This window comes from Chloroflexus sp. (genome assembly GCF_034434295.1).
In the GTDB taxonomy this organism is placed as follows: Bacteria; Chloroflexota; Chloroflexia; order Chloroflexales; family Chloroflexaceae; genus Chloroflexus.
The window spans coordinates 24,756-41,527 of record NZ_DAOTZQ010000011.1 but is presented as its reverse complement, the minus strand read 5'-3'; the positions used below and the strand labels follow the sequence as shown (position 1 = coordinate 41,527).

The 16,772-nt window shown below is 57.3% G+C and carries 11 protein-coding genes; 1 reads left to right on the top strand and 10 read right to left on the bottom strand.

The features are described 5' to 3' along the window. Positions 1–37 precede the first annotated feature (37 nt). From cmk to hutU, 5 genes are all read right to left on the bottom strand, one after another. Positions 38–751, bottom strand: a complete 714-nt coding sequence (cmk, locus tag VAE57_RS02540; protein ID WP_322820347.1) for a (d)CMP kinase — start codon at positions 749–751, stop codon at positions 38–40. A 33-nt stretch (positions 752–784) separates the two neighbouring features. Then, a complete protein-coding gene (gene guaA / locus VAE57_RS02535; protein ID WP_322820346.1) occupies positions 785–2,326 on the bottom strand; it encodes a glutamine-hydrolyzing GMP synthase in 1,542 nt (513 codons plus the stop codon). 959 nt (positions 2,327–3,285) lie between these two features. Beyond that, entirely contained in the window at positions 3,286–4,857 is a 1,572-nt protein-coding gene (gene hutH, locus VAE57_RS02530; protein WP_322820345.1) for a histidine ammonia-lyase, read from the bottom strand. Positions 4,858–4,892: 35 nt separating this feature from the next. Next, positions 4,893–6,176: an imidazolonepropionase gene (gene hutI / locus VAE57_RS02525; RefSeq protein ID WP_322820344.1), complete on the bottom strand. Its 1,284-nt coding sequence runs from the start codon at positions 6,174–6,176 to the stop codon at positions 4,893–4,895. A gap of 262 nt (positions 6,177–6,438) precedes the next feature. Then, positions 6,439–8,088, bottom strand: a complete 1,650-nt coding sequence (gene hutU / locus VAE57_RS02520) for a urocanate hydratase (RefSeq protein ID WP_322820343.1) — start codon at positions 8,086–8,088, stop codon at positions 6,439–6,441. Between the two features lie 436 nt (positions 8,089–8,524). Between hutU and VAE57_RS02515 the strand changes: the two genes are divergently transcribed. Further along, the gene (locus VAE57_RS02515) at positions 8,525–9,313 is read left to right on the top strand and encodes an ABC transporter permease (RefSeq protein WP_322820342.1); all 789 of its coding nucleotides are present in this window, start codon (positions 8,525–8,527) and stop codon (positions 9,311–9,313) included. A gap of 4 nt (positions 9,314–9,317) precedes the next feature. On the opposite strand, the gene VAE57_RS02510 is transcribed toward VAE57_RS02515, so the two are convergent. The 5 genes from VAE57_RS02510 to VAE57_RS02490 form a co-directional block, all read right to left on the bottom strand. Then, on the bottom strand, positions 9,318–11,447 hold the full coding sequence (locus VAE57_RS02510) for a heavy metal translocating P-type ATPase (protein WP_416208422.1): 2,130 nt from the start codon (positions 11,445–11,447) through the stop codon (positions 9,318–9,320). A gap of 36 nt (positions 11,448–11,483) precedes the next feature. Then, on the bottom strand, positions 11,484–13,124 hold the full coding sequence (locus tag VAE57_RS02505; protein ID WP_322820340.1) for a multicopper oxidase family protein: 1,641 nt from the start codon (positions 13,122–13,124) through the stop codon (positions 11,484–11,486). Between the two features lie 39 nt (positions 13,125–13,163). Continuing rightward, complete coding sequence (locus tag VAE57_RS02500; RefSeq protein ID WP_322820339.1) at positions 13,164–13,658, bottom strand: cytochrome c; 495 nt, start codon at positions 13,656–13,658, stop codon at positions 13,164–13,166. Between the two features lie 304 nt (positions 13,659–13,962). Continuing rightward, positions 13,963–16,068, bottom strand: coding sequence for a sensor histidine kinase (locus tag VAE57_RS02495; RefSeq protein WP_322820338.1), 2,106 nt, complete (start codon positions 16,066–16,068; stop codon positions 13,963–13,965). Continuing rightward, complete coding sequence (locus tag VAE57_RS02490; RefSeq protein ID WP_322820337.1) at positions 16,065–16,745, bottom strand: response regulator transcription factor; 681 nt, start codon at positions 16,743–16,745, stop codon at positions 16,065–16,067. Before VAE57_RS02490 ends, VAE57_RS02495 begins: the two co-directional genes overlap by 4 nt. Positions 16,746–16,772 lie beyond the last annotated feature (27 nt).

Here is a 16,772-nt window from a genome sequence, read left to right as displayed (position 1 = left end):
AACACTTCTCTCCTGAATCTGCTGCTGTACCGAATATTCAGGGGGTGGACTTACACCGATTAATCTCTTGCGCAAGAGGTTGATCACCATTGGCAAATTGCCGTAGCACCCATGCCACCTCTTCTGCCGGCGTCAGGCCATCGTTCACCAGGATAATCGCATCGTCCGCCGGCTGAGCAACGTGAGCGTCCAGCGCATCGCGTTCCGCCAGTGCTGCGGCGACCTGTTCGAGCGACATCTCAATATTCCTGCTGCGCAGTTCGGCCAGGCGTCGTCGTGCCCGTTCGGCTAATGATGCCTGAAGATAAATTTTCAGATCAGCATCAGGCATCACCACTGTCCCGATGTCGCGGCCAACCATCACCACGCGCCCCCGCCGCCCGATGGCCTGTTGCTGGCGAATCATCTCGCGCCGTACCGCCGGAAAACGGGCTGTCCGCGAGACAATCCGCTCAACGTCGGGATCACGAATTGCCCAGGTAACATCTTCGCCATCGATCAGCACCGTATACTGGCGCCCATCTGTCACCGTTGGCGCTGTAACATCGATAGTCAACCGATGGGCCAGGGCCGTCAGCGCGGCCTCATCATCGGGATCGATGTCGGCACGCAGTGCCGCCAGGGCCATGGCACGGTACATCACACCCGTGTCGAAGTAGAGGTAGCCCAGCTCAGCGGCAAGCAGTGCGCCTAATGTACTTTTTCCTGCGGCCGATTGGCCGTCAATTGCGATTGTTCGTGGTATGCGCATGGCTTTATTGTAGCACGGCGCTGCCGGTGCTGGCTACTCCCATTCGATAGTTGCCGGTGGCTTCGACGAAATATCGTACACAACCCGATTGACCCCTTCGACTTCGTTAACGATACGGCTACTCACGTGGGCCAGCAGCTCATAAGGCAGGCGTGCCCAGTCGGCAGTCATATAGTCTTCAGTTGTAATCGCACGCAAGGCAATCGTGACGCCGTAGGTACGACCATCACCCATCACACCCACACTTTGCACCGGCAGCAGGACGGCAAACGCCTGTTGGGTAGCGCGATAATAGCCACTGGCATGCAACTCTTCCAAAAAGATCTTATCCGCCTGCCGCAGTATCTCCAGGCGCTCCCAGGTTACTTCACCGATAATGCGCACTGCCAGCCCCGGCCCAGGGAAGGGGTGGCGCCAGACCCACGTTTCGGGCAGACCAAGCTGTAAGCCAGCGGCGCGCACCTCGTCTTTGAACAGATAGCGCAGCGGCTCAACCAGTTTGAGCTGCATGTCTGCCGGTAGGCCACCGACATTGTGGTGGGTTTTTATTTTCGCCGCCTTTGGGCGGTCGGGGGCTGTCGACTCGATCACGTCGGGGTAGAGAGTGCCCTGGGCGAGGAATTCAACCCCAGCGAGAGCGCGAGCTTCACGCTCAAAGATACGAATGAATTTCTCGCCGATGATTTTGCGCTTCTGTTCAGGATCAATCACCCCTTTCAGGGCGGTCATAAACTCTTCGCGGGCATCAACCGCAATCAGCGGCACGTGAAAATGCTCGCTGAAGGTAGAGATCACCTGTTCCGCTTCGCCTGCCCGTAACAGGCCATTATCAACAAAAACGCAGGTCAGGCGATCACCGATAGCACGATGAATAATGAGCGCGGCCACTGCCGAGTCGACACCACCAGACAGCGCACAGATAACGCACCCGTGATCACCGACCTGGGCTTTGACCCGCTCGATGGCTTCGGCGACGAAGCTGTTGGGTTGCCATTCAGGGCGTGCACCACACAGGCGGGCAAAGTTGGTCAAAATGGTGCGGCCATAGACGGTATGCACCACTTCGGGGTGAAACTGGACACCATACCACTTGCGCCGATCATCGGCGATGGCGGCGAAGGGGGTCGCCGGATTGGCAGCAATCGCCGTGAAACCGGTGGGCAACTGTTCGATCCGATCACCATGACTCATCCAGACCGGTTGTTCGGTTGGGGTATCGGCAAAGAGGGGGTGCGGATGGGTGATGGTGATCATCGCCGGGCCGTATTCGCGACCGGCCGGACGGGTGACAATCCCGCCCAGGGTATGGCTAATTAATTGCATGCCGTAGCAGATACCGAAGACCGGTAGATCACTCGCCAGCAACCACGACGGGAACGTGGGGGCGCCAGGTTCGTAGACACTTGCCGGGCCACCACTGAGTACAATGCCAACCGGCGACAACGCCCGCACCTGATCTTCGGGGGCGTCGTGTGGCAATAACTCGCTGTAGTAGCCCAGTTCACGCAACCGCCGCACGATGAGCTGAGCGGTTTGCGAACCAAAATCCAGTACCGGTATGCTGTGTGTGGCCATGTGGTGTCCTCATCAGGTATAGATGTTCCCGCCGACTGCTCCGCGTCAGGTGGCGATCTACGCTGTTTCAGGCAGGAATACATGTCAAGCGAAAACGCGCAGCCGTCTGCGCTCTGTCGTGCAATTATTGGCATTATAACAAACCTGGACTAGTAGGAAGTAGGAAGTAGAAAATAGGGTGTAGGAAATAGGAAATAACGACAGTATTCCCTGCTCCCAGGCTGCCGGTATGGCAGCGAGGGGGCTGATGACCATCTCTAGTGCCATCACGCACTGGATCGGTTGCGTTGCACGCTTGCCAGATGCGTGCCGCGTCGTTTGGAGTGCGACAGCCATGCTCCGCAGCAGCCGTGCTCACGATCCGTGCGTGGCACGCCGTTGACACAACCATACCTGGAATCAGTCAGTAATCAATGATATTCGTAGTAGATGTTTGTTGAACCAGGTTCTAGCGCCTGCTTCCATTACTCAACGGCGGTAGTGGGGATGCCGGCACGCGGGCTGAACGTGCGCACCACGCCGATAGATGGTGTGCGTGACCACCCAGTTCCTGAGTGACACGTGGGTCATGCCTGGTGGAAACCACCGACGTTGGACACTCCGCTATCGTGGGTTGGTTGAGGGGTGCGCAATACCGCTGGCAGCGGGTAGCGCGGGCGGTTACCGGTGGTGAGCGAGCCGGAGGCTCGCGCTGCCAGGGTAGACCAGCATGTGATACCGGCTGTCACACGATATGCCGTGCGGTTGCAGGTACTACAAACCGCAGGCGCGTGCTTACGGAATACCGGCGCTTGCCCACGGCGACGAAGTGCAAGGGCCATGATGATTGTGGAAACATGTCATGACCTCTGCCACCCCAGATTTGGTATCACGCCTGGACAGCGTGCGGAAGCCTGATGCTTCCGCACGCGCTGTTTCAGCTTCCCGGCTGACGATGGTTGGATTGCGTTGAGCAGTGCTTACGCATCCACGTCGTCATGAACGGCAGCGGTAGCAGCGATCTTGCCCTGAGCAATGAGGTCACTGATGATGGTGATGTAGGGGTGGAGGAGGGTGTCTTCGGCTATGAATGGCACGTGTTGGCGAATCAGTTCGTACACCGGCCCGGTGCCGCGTCCCAGTCGGGCCTGGCTACCCAGTTCCTGGCGGCGAAAGTCGATGCCCTGCGCCGCCGCGAATAGCTCAAGCGCCAGAATCTGGCTGACGTTGTCGATGATGCTGCGCAGTTTCAGCCCGGCAGTAACGCCCATACTGACGTGATCTTCAACATTTGCCGATGTGGGAATGCTATCGACACTGGCCGGGTGGGCAAGCACTTTGTTTTCGGTTGCCAGGGCCGCTGCCGTGTACTGGATGATCATGAAGCCCGAATTCAGCCCACCGGCCCTGGTCAGGAAGGCCGGCAGGACATGGGTGTTGGATGCTTCATCGGTAAGCCGCATTAAGCGCCGTTCGGCGATGTTGCCGAGTTCGGCTACAGCCAGGCCCAGGTAATCGAGAGCGATTGCCAGCGGCTCACCGTGAAAATTGCCGCCTGAGATGACTTCGGCGTTACCATCATCGTCAACGAACAGGAGCGGGTTGTCGGTGACAGCATTCAATTCAATGGCAAAGACCCAGCGGGCGTAGGCAATCGCATCGCGCACGGCGCCGTGTACCTGTGGGATGCAGCGGAGGGTGTAGGCATCCTGGACGTGGCGCGGGTCGTTGTTGCGGACGAAGGTGCTACCGGCCAGTAAGCGGCGCAGATGGGCAGCGCATTCGATCTGGCGGGGGAAGGGGCGCAGTGCGTGCAGGCGGGCATCGAACGCTGCCGGTGTGCCGTAGAGAGCTTCTAAGCTGAGGCAGCCGGCAATATCGGCGGTGGCGCTCAGGGTCTCGGCACGGGCAGTTTCGATCACGCCCAGCGCACACATAACTGCGGTACCGTTGGTTAAAGCCAGTCCCTCTTTGGCGGCCAGATGAAGCGGTTGCCAACCCAGTCGTTTCAAAGCCGTTGCCGCCGGCAGTACCTCACCCTGCCATTCGACCTCGCCCAGCCCGATGAGCGGCAACGCCATATGGGCCAGTGGTGCCAGATCGCCGCTCGCGCCCAGCGATCCCTTGCAGGGAATCCGGGGATGTATGCCCTGGTTGAGCATATCAAGCAGACGTTCAACCGTCTGCAAACGCACGCCCGAATGCCCACGGGCCAGCGTGTTGGCACGAATGAGCATGATGGCGCGGGTAGTAGGAACATCAAAGACCGGCCCAACTCCCACGGCGTGGCTGACCAGGATGTTGTATTGCAGACGTTCGACCTGGTCGGGAGCAATGACCCGATCTTTAAATGCACCAAAACCGGTGGTAATGCCGTAAGCAACCACGCCGCGTGCCAGCAAGTCTTGCACTGCCTGTGCGGCCCGTTCAACCCGCTGCCGGGCGATTGGAGCCAGGCGCACGATGGGGTTACCGGGCTGGCCGTAAGCGACGGCCAATACCTGTTCGATTGTCAGGCTTTCGCCATCAAGGATAACTTCATGAATCTGCATAGCTCCTCGGAGTGTGTTGGTAGGTTTGCAACTGATCACGACTTCCAGACAACCTGACCGCGTTTGAGGACCTGCGCGATCGGCGTACCGCCTAACTCGTACATGAGCCAGCGGTAATCGGCCTCGGCGAGGATGATCAGGTCGGCCTGCATACCGGGCAGCAATGCGCCGATTCTGCCGCCCAACCCGATGGCGTGTGCCGCATTGACGGTGGTGGCCAACAGGGCTTCGGCTGGTGCCATCCGCAGGTAGCGACAGGCAATCGCCATGGTCAACGGTAGCGATACCGACGGCGCCGATCCGGGATTGGCATCGGTGCTGAGGGCAATCGCGACGCCAGCATCGATCATCTGCCGGGCAGCGGCAAAATGGGTGATGCCGAGATTGATTGAGACGAGCGGGAGCAGGACGGCGATGGTGGTGCTGGCAGCCAGCGCGGGAAAGGCAGCGGCACCGGTCACATCAAGATGGTCGACCGAGGTGGCTGCCATTTCCAGGGCCATTGCCAGCCCACCCAATTCGGTAAACTCATCGACGTGCGCTTTACGGGGCAAGCCGCGTTCACGAGCTGCACTGAGTACCCGGCGACTCTGCGCGACATCGAAGGCGCCACGCTCGCAGAAGACATCGACGAAGAGGGGAATGTGATGTCCGGCAAAGAACGAGTTGCGGTAGCGCTCGTGGGCCAGGGGTAACATCGATTCGACGATCAGATCAATGTAGGCATCGGGGCGGTCGGCGAACTCTGGTGGTATGGCGTGAGCCGGTAAGAAGGTCGGTACCAGTTCAATCGGTTGGACGGCAGCCAGCAGCTCGATGGTGGCGAGCTGGCGTAGTTCGGCGTCTTGCTCCAGACCATAACCGGTTTTGACTTCGGCGGTGGTGGTGCCCAACCGCAACATCTGGTTCAGCCTGGGCAGGGTCTCGGCCACCAGGGTGGTGGTGGTCGCAGCCCGGGTGAGCTGCATTGTGCGCAGAATGCCGCCACCGGCGGCCATAATCTCTTGATAGGTCGCGCCTGCGCAACGTTGCTCGAATTCGGCAACCCGATCCCCGGCGTAAACGATGTGGGTATGGCAGTCGATCAGACCGGGGCAGACGGCGTGACCGCTAGCATCAATCTCTTGCGCAGGACGAAAGCGACGGCGGAGTTCGTTACTTGCTCCGACGGCGATGATGGTTGAGCCGCGAATCGCTACTGCGCCGTCGGGAATAATGCCGACATCGCGCATAGCAGCACCACGACGAGGGCCAGGTGGCCCGGCACAGGTGACGAGCTGGGACGCTGAGTGAATCAGCAGATCGCATGGTTCTAACATATGACCTCTGGTGTTATCCACCGGTTATTAATTATTCCAGACGTTCAACACTCTCGCGTTGGCGGGCCAGGGTTGGGCCGGGGCCGTGTGCCGCGGGAGGGTTGTCACCCCGCCGACACGACCGGCTTACGCCAACCCTGACCTAGTAATCCCACGACGATAGGCACCTGCGTTCGCTGTTCGGCACTCTCGCGTTGGCGGGTCAGGCTTGGGCCGGGGCCGTGTGCCGCGGGAGGGTTATCACCCCGCCGACACGACCGGCTTACCCTAGCATGGGCATATCAATCCCGTGACGGCGGGCAAACGCGATGGCTTCGGGATAGACGGCATCGGCGTGGCGGACGACTCCCATACCGGGATCGGTGGTCAGCACCCGTTCGATGCGGCGGGCGGCTTCGGGAGTGCCGTCGGCGACGATGACCTGGCCGGCATGGATGCTGTAGCCAATCCCGACGCCACCACCGTGATGGATGCTGACCCAGGTGGCACCACCGACCGCGTTGATCAGGGCGTTGAGCAGCGGCCAATCGGCAATTGCGTCGGAACCGTCGCGCATGCCTTCGGTTTCGCGGTTGGGGCTGGCGACCGAACCGGCGTCGAGATGGTCACGACCGATGACAATCGGGGCTTTGACGATACCGCGAGCGACCAGATCGTTCAGGAGCAAGCCGGCCTGTGCCCGTTCGCCGTAGCCTAGCCAGCAGATGCGGGCGGGGAGACCCTGGAAGGCGACATGGTCGCGGGCAAGGCGCAACCAGCGACCGAGGTGTTCGTCGTGGGGGAAGAGTTCGGCGATGGCGCGATCAGTGACGTAGATGTCTTCGGGATCGCCAGAGAGAGCCACCCAACGGAACGGCCCCTTTCCTTCGCAGAAGAGCGGTCGGATGTAGGCCGGAACGAAGCCGGGATAACTAAACGCATCGTGAACGCCGGCATCGAAGGCGCGCTGGCGGAGGTTATTGCCATAATCGAAGACGATAGTGCCACGGCGCTGCCATTCCAGCAGGGTGCGCACGTGTTCGGCCATCGACGCCATCGCACGCCGGTCATACTCGTCGGGGTCGCGTTCGCGTAGTTCGGCAGCTTCGGCGAGAGACAGGCCGGCAGGGATATAGCCGTATCGTACATCGTGGGCACTGGTCTGATCGGTCGCCACATCGGGCACCACGCCGCGGCGCAGCAGCTCAGGCAGCAGCTCGGCCGCGTTTCCGATCAGCGCAATCGAAAGCGGTGTGCCGCTCGCCCGTGCCTCTTCGGCCCAGGTCATCGCCTCTTCGAGATCATCGCTCAGGCGATCCACCTGACGCAGGCGCAGACGACGCTCTGCCCGCCAGCGGTCAATTTCGACCGCGATGACCACACCTTCATTCAAGGTCACGGCCAGCGGTTGTGCGCCACCCATCTCACCGAGACCGGCAGTAACTACCAGCCTGCCGCGGAGCGTTCCCCAGCCCGCCGAGCGCGCCAGCGCACCGAAGGTCTCGTAGGTACCTTGCAGGATACCCTGGGTACCGATATAAATCCAGCTTCCGGCTGTCATCTGCCCGTACATCGTCAACCCGGCAGCTTCCCAGCGGTCGAAATTGGACTGCGTGGCCCAGGCCGGCACCAGATTGGCATTGGCGATCAGCACGCGGGGGGCGTCGGTGTGAGTACGGAAGACAGCGACCGGCTTCCCTGATTGCACAATCAGTGTCTCGTCGGGGCGGAGTCGGCGGAGGGTGGCGAGGATGGCGTCGAAACATTCCCAGTTGCGGGCCGCTCGCCCGCGTCCACCGTAGACGATCAGATGATCTGGGTCGAAGGCGACATCGGGATCGAGGTTGTTCTGGATCATGCGGTATGCCGCTTCAATCTGCCAGTTGGCACAGGTCAACGTTGTACCGCGTGGTGCCCGCACGATGCGGTTCATAGGTGTACCTCCTTGTACAATCGATGGCATTCGTTGCCGATTGGTGCTATAGTAGCGCCGAATGCCTGCTTCGACAAGTGGAAACCAGTGGTCGGTTGCCTGCGATGTCAGTGGGAAGGTGGAGGAGGACATCGCTGCGACGCAGAGGGGACGTTCGCTCAACCTGCCTGGTAGCGTCAGTGCGGTGGGTGTAGGGTGAGAGAGTGCTAGCGCCCGTCCCACATCGGGGAGGGGTGAGCAAAAGCGGGCGGGATGCGGTACAGACGGCTCCTGCCCGGTGGCGCTGGTAGGGGGGTGGGGGCAGGAGGGTGCGGGATGCGGTACAGGCGGCTCCTGCCGGGTAGTTTTGAGAAAATAGGGTATTTATTTTCCTCTGTGGCTCTGTGGTGAGAAAAGATCGCTGTACCCTCTGTGGTAAGACAGAAAGAGAACAACTATGTCTGCCAAGTTTGCTGCTCTGATGCGGGTAGCCTGGGCCGATGCGCTGGCGTATCGTGCGCAACTGCTGATCTGGGTCATCACCGGTATGTTACCGCTGGTGATGCTAGCAGTCTGGCGCACACTGGCGGGAGATGGTGTGATCGGTGGGTACGCCAGTGATGATTTTGTGGCCTATTTCGTCGGAGCACTCTGTATTCGACAATTGACTGGGGTGTGGATCATCTGGGACATGGAACGTGAAATTCGGCTCGGCGAATTGTCACCGCACCTGTTGCGTCCAGTTCACCCCCTGTGGCGGTATCTGGCGATGGCCCTGGCCGATAAACCTCTCCGGCTGCTGATGATCGCCCCAATTGCCCTGATCACGGCCCTGATCGCGCCGGGAGCGATACCGCAACCCGATCCACTGCGGTGGAGTCTGTTACCGCTGGCGATTGTGCTGGCCTTTACCGTCTACTTCCTGAACCAGTGTTGTATCGGCGTGCTGAGCTTTTGGTGGACGCAAGTGCTGGCGCTGCAAGATTTCTGGTTTGGGGTGTATGCGTTTTCCAGCGGCTATCTGGTACCACTCGATCTGCTGCCACCACCGGTCAAGATGGTGTTGGACTGGTTGCCTTTCCGGGCAATGCTGGCCTTTCCGCTCGAACTGTTATTGGGGCGGATCGATCTGCCGGCAATCATCTGGGGATTCGTGCATCAACTGGCCTGGATTGGGCTGTTTGGACTATTGCTGCGCTGGCTCTGGCGCGGCGGCGTGCAGCGGTATAGTGCAGTGGGGGCGTAGAGAATTAATGATCCATCCTATCTGCCAAATCAACGTGAAGGTCAAGCCAGCGTAATTGTTGTGCATTGAGAGCGACAATAATGGTGCTCAGTGACATCAGCAATGCCCCCATCCATGCCGGTAGTGTCAACCCTAGCGGTGCAGCGATGCCGGCAGCCAGCGGTAAGGCAATTCCATTATAGCCAGTAGCCCAGGCCAGATTTTGCACCATCCTGGCATAACTGGCACTGCTCAGTCGCACAATACGCACAATGTCGCGTGGATCATTACGCACGAGCACAATTCCCGCAGAAGCCCGGGCAATGTCGGTGCCTGCACCAATAGCAATTCCAACATCAGCCTGTGCCAGTGCAGGTGCATCGTTGATCCCATCACCGACCATTGCCACGCGTTTACCTTGTTGTTGCAGTTCGCGCACCCTTACGGCTTTATGTTCTGGCAACACCTGGGCAAACACTCTCGAAATTCCCAACTCTTTGGCAACCCAATCAGCAACTGCCTGCGAGTCACCGGTTAGCATGGCAATTTCAATCCCCTGGGACTGAAGCATGCGCACGGCCTGATACGACTCCGGCCGAATAACATCGGCGAGTGAAAGCACTGCCAGCACGTTGCGATCCCGAATGAGCGCAACGACCGTTTGTCCTTGTTGCTCCCAGATCGTCATCTGTTGGAACAATGCATCGGGAAATGAAACATCCAGATATTCCCACAGACGTGGGCCACCTGCCAGATAGGTGGCATTTCCGATGGTCGCCTTAACGCCACGACCGGGCAGCGTCTCGAAGTGCTGAACTTCTGGCAGTTCAAGACCCCGTTCCTGAGCTGCGGTGACAATTGCACGTGCCAGGTGATGCTCACTATTGCGTTCAACTGCGGCAACGATTTTCAGCGCTTCGTCATCGGTAAGCGTACCATTGGTCACCAATGCAATCAGACCTGGTTCACCTCGTGTGAGTGTACCGGTTTTATCAAACATAACAGTGTTAATGCGACGCGCTGCCTCAAGCGCACGTCGCTCACGCACGAGTATGCCATTTTTCGCCGCGAGTGTTGTTGAAATTGCTACAACTAACGGAATGGCCAGGCCAAGTGCATGTGGGCAAGCCACAACCAGTACCGTAACTACACGCTCAAGCGTTGTTTCATTCAATCCATTGGTGACACCCCAGGCCAGCGCAGTCAGGAATGCCGTTCCTAATGCAATCCAGGTCAGCCAAAAGGCAGCGCGATGAGCCAGATCCTGCATCCGCGACCGGCTACGCTGAGCTTCAGCAACCAGGTGCATGATACCGGCTAATACGGTTTGATCGCCGGTTTTGTCGATTCTTACGCGCAGCACACCATTTCCATTGACTGTACCGGCAATCACACGCTCACCGGGGTATTTATCGATCAGACGGCTTTCACCGGTTATCATCGACTCGTTGATCTGGCTTTCGCCGTGTTCAACAACACCATCTGCCGGTACTGCTGCACCCGGACGTACAAGCACTACATCGCCATTACGTAACTCACTTACCGCCACAATGCGAGTACTGCCATCAGGTGTTAACAACTCGGCAGTATCGGGCAGGAGCTTTGCCAGTTCGTTAAGCGCACTCTGCGCACTTCCTACAGCACGCATTTCCAGCCAGTGACCCAGCAACATAATGGTCACAAGCGTTGCCAGTTCCCAATAGAAATCCATGCCGGCTATAAGGCCAATACTAATGCTTGCTGAATAGACGTAGGCAGTCGTAATTGCCAGTGCTACCAGCGTCATCATGCCGGGTGTGCGCTGTCGAATTTCGCTAATTGCCCCCTGTAAAAAAGGCCATCCACCATACCAAAAGATGACTGTTCCCAACAAGAAGCCGATCATATTGCTACCGGGAAAGGTAGGAACAGTGTAGCCCAGCAATTGCTGAATCATCGGTGAGTAGATCACAACCGGGATTGTTAACCCGAATGCCAGCCAGAATCGACGTCGGAACAGATCTGGTGAATGCTCCGCATGATCCTGGTGCGACAGATGGCCGGCAGCGTGTGGAGCACTCATACGGTGATTGCTATGATCGTGATGATCATGGGTTGATTGAGGAGTCCCTGATGGGTGTTGGTGCTCGTCGTGTGATGAGGGTGATGTTTGCATGTATCCAAATCCTTTGCCAGGATAGAGTTCAGACCATCATACCTCAATCCGGTAATTGCGCATCATGCCGGCGTCTTCGTGTTCGAGGTTATGGCAGTGATAGACATACATACCGGTATAGTCACGGAAGGCTATCAATATCTGCACCCGTTCGCCGGGCATCACCAGGATGGTATCCTTCCAGCCTTCGTCAACGTATCCGTCCTTCACCTCTTCCCAACCGGTCTGTAATTCGGGAAGTACGGTGCGCTGAATGATCTGAAACTGACCACCGTGAATATGAATGGGATGCGCCATTCCCATCGGATCCATCATCTCGCCCGGATTCGTCTCGTTGACAATCTCCCACAGTTCGAGCGTATTCAGCCGTACAATCTCATCCGGTGCCACTTCGTCCATCACGAACGTTTTCCCATTGATCCGCCATTCCATACCGCGCAGCGAAAGGGCGATACGCCGTGGTGTTGTTGCATTAACGGCTTCTTCCCGCCGATAACGCTGGATCGGCGTCAGCAAGGCAGGCAGCACGAGCGTTTCCTGCTCCTGACGTGTCACCTGCACATGGAGAATGTCGAGCGGTGCACCAAGGGGTGGAGCGTTGCCGCTGCGCATCATTCCCATCTGACCGTGCATGCCACCCATCCCGTGATCCATATTCCCGCTCTCGCTCATCATACCAACACCCTCGGCGCCGCTGAACGGCTGACTGATCAGTTTGAGAGTAGTACCGGGAGGAATATTACGGAGATCAACCCAGAGTTCGATCCGCTCGCCCGGCGCCAGCATAACGAACGGGCGAGTAAGCGGACGTTCGAGCAGACCACCATCGGTGGCAATGACCGTCAGTGGCATACCCGAATCCCAGGCCAGTTTGTAAATACGACTGTTCGAGCCGTTGAGAATGCGCCAGCGATATGCGCGGGTTGCGGCGGTGATGGTCAGGTCTGGCCGGCCATTGACCAGAATTCGCTCACCGAGAAAACCCATCAAGCGGGTCATTGGGTCTGGGTCGTAGACGAACTGATTGTCAGCATCAAAGGTACGGTCCTGAATGACAAGCGGCAGGTCATATTCACCGCCCGGCAAACCGATTGCCTCCTCGGCAGGATCACTTACCACAAACAGCCCGGCGAGACCCATGATAACCTGTTGTGCAGTCTGGCCGTGAGGATGGGGGTGAAACCAGTACGTACCGGCCCGATCAGTGACGGTAAATTCGTAGACATAACGTTCGCCGGGACGCACCGCCGTATACGGATGCCCATCCATCGCGGGCGGAGTATGCAGACCGTGCCAGTGAATAATCGAAGCCTGGCGAGGATCGGGTAACCCATTCTCAAACGTGATACGTACCTTCTGCCCGGTGCGAACACGAATAATCGGACCAAGATAGCTGTCGGGAATTGGTTGTACTGCTGCCGGATCGCCGGCATGCACCTGAGCCTGATATGTCCACACTCTGGTCGGCTTTCCCGGCAGGATTGACACTTCTGCGGCAACTGCACGTATGGTCAGATCGAGATCGGGGGTAAAGGCAGGATTGGGATTGGTCTGCGGTTGTGGCATTACCGAAGAGCGCGTCGGTAGGGCACAGCCATTGAGAACGCCACTGCCAAAGGCGAGAGCACCTGCCCCAAATAAGCGCAATAAACCCCGTCGTGTGAGTCGTGAAAGCATAGACCCCTCCTTCTGCAAGTGTGATGTGACGGAAATCGGCTACGGCGATTGGCGGTTGACAGCTTCCTGCGCCTCTCGAATTTCGGGCGGCCAGGTGCTTTTGATATAGGACAGAATGGCCCAGATTTGACGATCGGTGAGCTGATTGCCAAACGCCGGCATCCCGCTGACATACCCCGGCGAGGCTATGCTCTGCCCGCCATACTTTGTGATCTGAAACAAGAGCGCATCGGCATGATGCCAGGTATGTCCGCTGGCATCATGCGGTGGTGCCGGCCTCATGCCATTGGGCAGCGGTTGTTGCCAGTTGGGCTGCCCTTCAAGATTGAGACCATGACAACTGGCGCAATATGTTACGTACAGTGATCGCCCATCGGCGATCTGAGCAGGATCGGCGGTAGTCACAGTATCTCTGCCCGGTTGGGCTGTGATCAAACTGGCAATCAAAAAGCCTGCCAGTCCTATACCAACAACAAGAAATCCGATTGTACGTTGTGATGGTCGATGTTGATGATGGCGAACACGACGTCCCATGGAGTGCCTCATATCTTGCCTGCAGGCACATCATCGCTGATAGCGTGTCAGCCAGATCTGCGCACCTTCAGGATATCGTGCCGGTCGCCAGGCTTTATGCACGTTCAGGCAAGACAAACTGTTTATCCTGTTACAACCCTTCGCAAGCACTTTGCTTGTTGCCTTGTTCAGTGTAGCAATGCCAGCTCAAGCAATTGTGAAGGACAGCTCAAGATTTACTCAAGAAAGAGCATAAGGAGCTGAATGACCATGGGATTGAAAGAGGTAACAACGATCTGTCTTCGGAACCGGCCACTTGTACACATCAGTCTCGCTCGTCCAGAGAGAAGGCTCCGGTATACGCATTGATCAACATTCGTTGACGATTGCCGTCCACCAGGTAGAAGAGTTGGTCATCGATCAGGATCAATGAAATATGGGTTGGTAACGTTCCTGCCTGCTGGACGATCCTATGTACATCATCAAACCCAAGAGACGGAGGGTAACGTGTTTTCATGGCTGCCAGTTCCGCCCATTCGCGTCGCTGACGCTCAACGCCGCGTCCACGACCCTGAGGGGCAGAACGCACATTTTGGACAACCATTGAGCGAGTATCAATTCTGATCAAGCTACCGTCGCTTATCATCACGTCAACAGAAGAATCGTGCCGTCCGTTGAAAAAGATACTGATGGCAACCCCACCGTTCATCTGTGCCGCTAGTTCTGCCGCCTGATCGAGATAGCCGGTTGGTAGTGCGATGAATGAATCCCTGCCGGCGTTATGCTCAGGTGGTGGTAACGTCAGATTTCCGACAGAGAACGGTTCTATCAGGTTGACAGAAGGAGTGCGTGTCGGTAGGGCTTGATAACCCAGACCAACCAGTAGTACCAGCGCTCCCAAGATACCACCAGATGCGATCCAGACCTGAAGGGTCAGGGAAAACGGTTGTCGCAGTTTAACCGTCTTCTTACCGGCAGAGGATACATCTGTGTGTCCGGACTCACGCGCTAATGATGTATGTGAACGGGCCACCGGAATAACGAAGCGAGCTGTAGTGCCATAGCGTGGGGCACTTGCAATCTCCAATCGACCACCATGCGCTGTGGCGATTGCTTTGACAATCGCCAGTCCCAACCCGGTGCCCCCACCATTCCGCGAACGCGATCCATCGACACGATAAAAACGCTCTCCCAATCGTTGCAGATGCTCGGTAGCAATCCCTTCACCCTCATCAGCAACGACAAAACCAATTTCAGCAGTTTCTGCATAAACACTCAACGTAATCGTTCGGCCAGGTGGGGTATGCCGAATGGCATTTTCTACCAGATTGCTGAGCGCCCGCCGCAAAGCATCAGGGTCAGCTTCGATAGCTGGTAGCGTAGCAGCGGGCCAGCGCAAACGAATGTGTTGACCACAGGCAATCATTTGTGCCCGTTCAGTAATCTCTTCCAGAAATGGCACTGGTTCTATGAACTCATAGTGCAGCGGAGCGGCGTGTGGTTGCTCCATTCTGGCCAGTAACAGTAGGTCATTCACCAGCCGTCGCATACTTTCCTGTTCCCGCTGTAATCGGAGCAAGGTGTGCTGGACTTGATCGTGATCCTGACGACGTAACGCCTCTTGCAGGAGATCAAGCCCATGACCAAAAACGGCAAGTGGGGTACGCAACTCATGCGAGGCATCGGCAACAAAACGGCGTAACTGATCGGCAGTTTGGGTCTCAACACGAAGGGTATGCTCAATCCGATCAAGCATGGCGTTGATGGTGTTTGCCAGTTCACCAAACTCACGTACACCCGGCAACGGACTGCGCACTGCGAGTTGCCCACTTCCGACGGCGTGAGCCGTATGCAGCAGGATGCGCAGTGGTTGCATTGCCAGATGAACAACGAGGGGCGTCAATCCGAGCAACAGCAGGATGGCACCACCGATGGTCAGTGCGAGCCATTGGGTTACCTGAGCCAGATCAGGCATTACTGCGGTAATCGGAAACTGACCTTCTACCACGCCAGGAACCCGCCCATCAGCGTCTAAAATTACCCGACCATACACCAGATATTCACCTGCATCTGTTTGGATCAATCGACTTACGGGCATACCGGTTGTCCGGAGAGTTGCGTGTTCGGTTGCAGTGAGTAGTGGTGGCACATCACCAAACCAGCGACCGGTAGGATCGATAACAACGGCCTGAAAGTCGGTGTGGCGTAACTGCGTATTGAGCAATTCTGCCGTCTGGTGCAGGGTGAGCGTAGATGACGGTTGTGGTTCAACCAACACGTTGATCAAGTCGCGTAACGTTGCTTCATGTTCCTGAATCAATAGGGTACGGTATTCAAGGTAGAGGACAAATCCTAAACCAAGCAGGAGTGGCAGGACACTCCCAAGATAGAGCGTTATCAGTACTGTTTTGAATGAGGGAAGGTGCTTCATGCATCTTCTCGCAGGATATACCCGGCGTAGCGGATAGTGTGAATGAGCTGCGGATCACCAAGTTTCTGACGGAGGGTGCGCACATACTGCTCGACGATGTTCGTGTTGCCGTCAAAATCATACCCCCACACCTGTTCTAATATCACTTCTTTGCTCAAGACCTGACGTGGATGGCGCATGAACAGACAGAGCACCTGAAACTCGGTGTTGGTCAACGATATCCGCCTTGTGCCGCGTTGTACCTCACGTATATCGAGATCGAGAGTGAGATCGCCAAACGTGATCACATTCACAGGTGTAGTTCGCCCGCGCAAACGAGCACGCATGCGTGCGAGCAGTTCATCGAGATGGAATGGCTTTACCAGGTAATCATCAACACCCGCGTCGAGTCCGGTTACCCGGTCGGTAATTGCATCCCGTGCCGTCAACATAATGATCGGCGCCTGTGTGCACTGGCGGATATGACGACACAATTCCAGTCCATCCATCCCCGGCAGCATCCAATCAAGGAGAATAAGATCAGGCTGGTGGGTCATTATAGCCTGAAGGCCGGTAGGGCCATCAGCAGCAACGATCACCTCCATGCCGGCGTATCGCAGACTGGGTGCTAACATAGCAGTCAACGCTTCATCATCTTCGATCAAGACGATGCGATACGATAATGGTGTGTTCGTCATGCTCTGCTCTTCACGTTAGATTGCGAG